This is a genomic window from Bradyrhizobium sp. C9 (assembly GCF_002532045.1).
GTDB lineage: Bacteria > Pseudomonadota > Alphaproteobacteria > Rhizobiales > Xanthobacteraceae > Bradyrhizobium.
Genome location: NZ_NWTG01000057.1, coordinates 1 through 2473, shown reverse-complemented (window position 1 = coordinate 2473; position 2473 = coordinate 1). Strand labels below are relative to the sequence as shown.

Annotated in this window: 6 protein-coding genes; 1 reads left to right on the top strand and 5 read right to left on the bottom strand. The window is 59.2% G+C overall.

Translation table 11 applies throughout. From position 1 onward, the window contains the following. Positions 1-250 (top strand): hypothetical protein (locus tag CO675_RS40315; RefSeq protein WP_143279225.1); only part of this gene is annotated, 250 nt, incomplete at its 5' end. Here CO675_RS40315 and CO675_RS39500 read toward each other — a convergent pair. The 5 genes from CO675_RS39500 to CO675_RS40820 all read right to left on the bottom strand — a co-directional run. Beyond that, positions 230-502 (bottom strand): hypothetical protein, encoded by a 273-nt coding sequence (locus CO675_RS39500; protein WP_097677263.1) that lies wholly within the window; start codon positions 500-502, stop codon positions 230-232. The two genes, CO675_RS40315 and CO675_RS39500, sit on opposite strands and share 21 nt — an antisense overlap. A gap of 259 nt (positions 503-761) precedes the next feature. Then, positions 762-1019 carry a P27 family phage terminase small subunit gene (locus CO675_RS42065; protein WP_158231378.1) on the bottom strand — a complete coding sequence of 86 codons (258 nt, stop codon included), beginning with the start codon at positions 1017-1019 and terminating at the stop codon, positions 762-764. Between the two features lie 245 nt (positions 1020-1264). Next, the gene (locus CO675_RS39490; RefSeq protein ID WP_097677261.1) at positions 1265-1648 is read right to left on the bottom strand and encodes a hypothetical protein; all 384 of its coding nucleotides are present in this window, start codon (positions 1646-1648) and stop codon (positions 1265-1267) included. Between the two features lie 96 nt (positions 1649-1744). Further along, complete coding sequence (locus tag CO675_RS39485) at positions 1745-2092, bottom strand: hypothetical protein (RefSeq protein WP_097677260.1); 348 nt, start codon at positions 2090-2092, stop codon at positions 1745-1747. Positions 2093-2103: 11 nt separating this feature from the next. Next, a partial coding sequence (locus tag CO675_RS40820) for a hypothetical protein (protein ID WP_198964913.1) occupies positions 2104-2473 on the bottom strand: 370 nt, incomplete at its 5' end.

The window sequence follows — 2473 nt, the reverse complement described above, 5'->3', positions numbered from 1 at the left end:
TCAGGCTGAAAGTAGAGCCAGCCTGGTGCGTCAGGCGGCGGCTCAGTTAGTTCTGGAGGAATGTTGCTGGGGTCGATCATTTGAACTCGCGGTACGGCCTGCTTGCTTGCATCGCTTCACTCACGTGCTGAAGGCGCTCGCCAAGAAAAAGGCCGGTGTCACAAAAATTGCAAAAACGCTGAAGCGCACGCCTGCTGCGGTGATGGTGAAAGCATCGCTACTCGGTGTGTCACTGGATACGCGCGGCTAGTCCCGCCTCCTTCAGCAACCGCTCCCGCAGTTCCAGCACCGTCTCTACCGGCTCGGTGTCGCAGCCCACTAACGATCTTGGCTCGAGATCTAGCGGGCTCGCGGCGAACTTGGACCGGCCAAGGGCGGCGGCAAGCTTGATACGGATGGCTTGGTTGCCCGGGTCACGCAAGCCGAGCCTAAACAGTTCGACCGCCTCTGGTGCGATGTGCACGCTGCGGCGGCGCTTGTTTCGCTTTAGTCGGGCGGGCATGTTGGCTCACCAAATTGCTCGAGTCCCCAGCAGGCATATCGCGAACCATTCGGATGCTCGGCGCGCCACTTTGCCATGATTTGCGCCCCGTACAACTTCCACGCACTCCGCGCCGCCTCTCGATCAGGATGACCGTGCTCGTCGAGTTCGCATATGCCGTCTAGATCCCCTGTGCACGGCCATCCCAGTTCGAGCGCCCATTCCCAATCATCGAGAGTGCCCGCGTTGCGTCGCTTGTTGTTCCGCTTGCGAACCGGCATCAGCGCCGACTTCCGTAGGTGGCATCTCGGGGCATTCGCGGCCCCTCACCTGGCTGCACGTCCAACCCAAGTTCGCGACACAGTATTCGGAATCTGTTCTGAGCTTTGTGCTGAATATCAACCCAAGGGCTCGGCTTTTGGCAGCCAAATCGGTCCAAAACGACCGCCCCATGCTCCGAAATAGCTGCGCGCGCCTCCTCAGACTGATCCAAACTCTCGCAGGCCAATCGCAGCAAATGCCGGTGATGCTCGTCCAAATCGTACCCGTCATGGACTTTTCGCCACCATGCTTTGGAGGTGCGCGATAGGTGATCGGGTGGTCTCGGTATGGTCAAAGTGTGATCTCGAAATTTTTTAAACTCTGGGGCAGCAATCGCGAGCGTTGGGGGATGGCGGCGGTCTGTAGGAATGGCATGGCTGGACTTCGAGTCGCCCCCTACCCCGTGCAGCCTTGCTAATGCGGATCCGGCGCCGCATTGTTGATGGACTCCGGATCACAACGCTAGGCCACCGGCGCGACCTTGGGCGACCCCAACACGATAGTTGCGGCAACCGCTAGCGATGTGCCGCCGTTCAAGGTCAACACGGCGCGCAAATACCGATTGCTTCCAAGATAACCCTGCTTGACAACGGTGTTCGCAGGCAACGCAGTTGGAAAGCTGCCGACAAGCAACGACGCCGGCACGTCCGCAAAGTTCGTTCCGTCCGAACTGTCTTGCAGTTTGGCCGCAAACGCAGCAGCGTTGATGATCGCACCGGTGCTGATCACAAGTGCAGCGGATTCAAAACCAAGCGTATCGACGCTGTTGCCTGTCGTGGTGGCGCTCAACGTCGCCGGGGCAATGGTTTCGGCAAATCCAAGATTTTGAGAGATATCTCTAAGCATAAGTCTATCCTGATTTCGTGATGTGATTGGTGGTGGACACCGCGTTCCCGAACGGTGCCCACCCGTCGCGCCAGCCGAAAGGAACGCCGCGCGACGTTACTTGGTTAAGTAAGCGGCCCTCTGCTTACGCTCGCGCGCGGCACACTTACTGTCCTCACGAGATGATTTGGCCCGAGCCAACCCTGCGCGCGCTTCCCGCGAGAGTTCTTTCGGCGCGTCGTTCAGCGGCGAACGCCTCATGGTGCTGTAGTACAGTTGCTTGTCCTTCGGACGGCTGGCCTCAACCTGCGCTTCGGCGTCATGCAGGCGTTCGCCACGCGTCTTGCTGGCGGCAACCTCACGTTCGGCCTTTTTCAATCGCGCGCCTCGGTTGGCGGCTTCCACGTCCCGGAGCAACGCCTCGGCCTGCTCCAACACCGTGTCGGACTTCGTTTTCTTCGCCATCTCAAATTTCCTCAAATATGCAGCAATTCAAGGGGCGCAGGCAATTTCCAAGCGGGCAATTTTCCGCCGCCGACGTGCCCCTTCTCAACCGCCTCCGTGATCAATGCCTTAAGCGGCGAGAACGGCTCAGCCAGGTCACCGAAGTTTTGTAGGCTGTACATAATTTTGAAGTCTCGGTGCTCAGCGCCGATGAGGCGCATCTCATCGGCGAAGCCGTGCATCGCAAGGATCGCGTCTCCTAGCTCACGTGCGGCATCAACTGCGGTCTCAACTAATGAGGAGTATTCGCTGAGACGTCGCGCAGCGACCTGCTTCGAGTACTCGCGCCTGGCTTTCTCGATCTCCTTCCCGATGTAGTCGAGCGCGATCTGTACGGCGCGG

What these genes read in the sequence shown, in the direction of transcription:
- CO675_RS39500 (WP_097677263.1), bottom strand. Translation starts at nt 502, where the DNA reads ATGCCCGCCCGACTAAAGCGAAACAAGCGCCGCCGCAGCGTGCACATC.
- CO675_RS39490 (WP_097677261.1), bottom strand. Translation starts at nt 1,648, where the DNA reads ATGCTTAGAGATATCTCTCAAAATCTTGGATTTGCCGAAACCATTGCC.
- CO675_RS39485 (WP_097677260.1), bottom strand. Translation starts at nt 2,092, where the DNA reads ATGGCGAAGAAAACGAAGTCCGACACGGTGTTGGAGCAGGCCGAGGCG.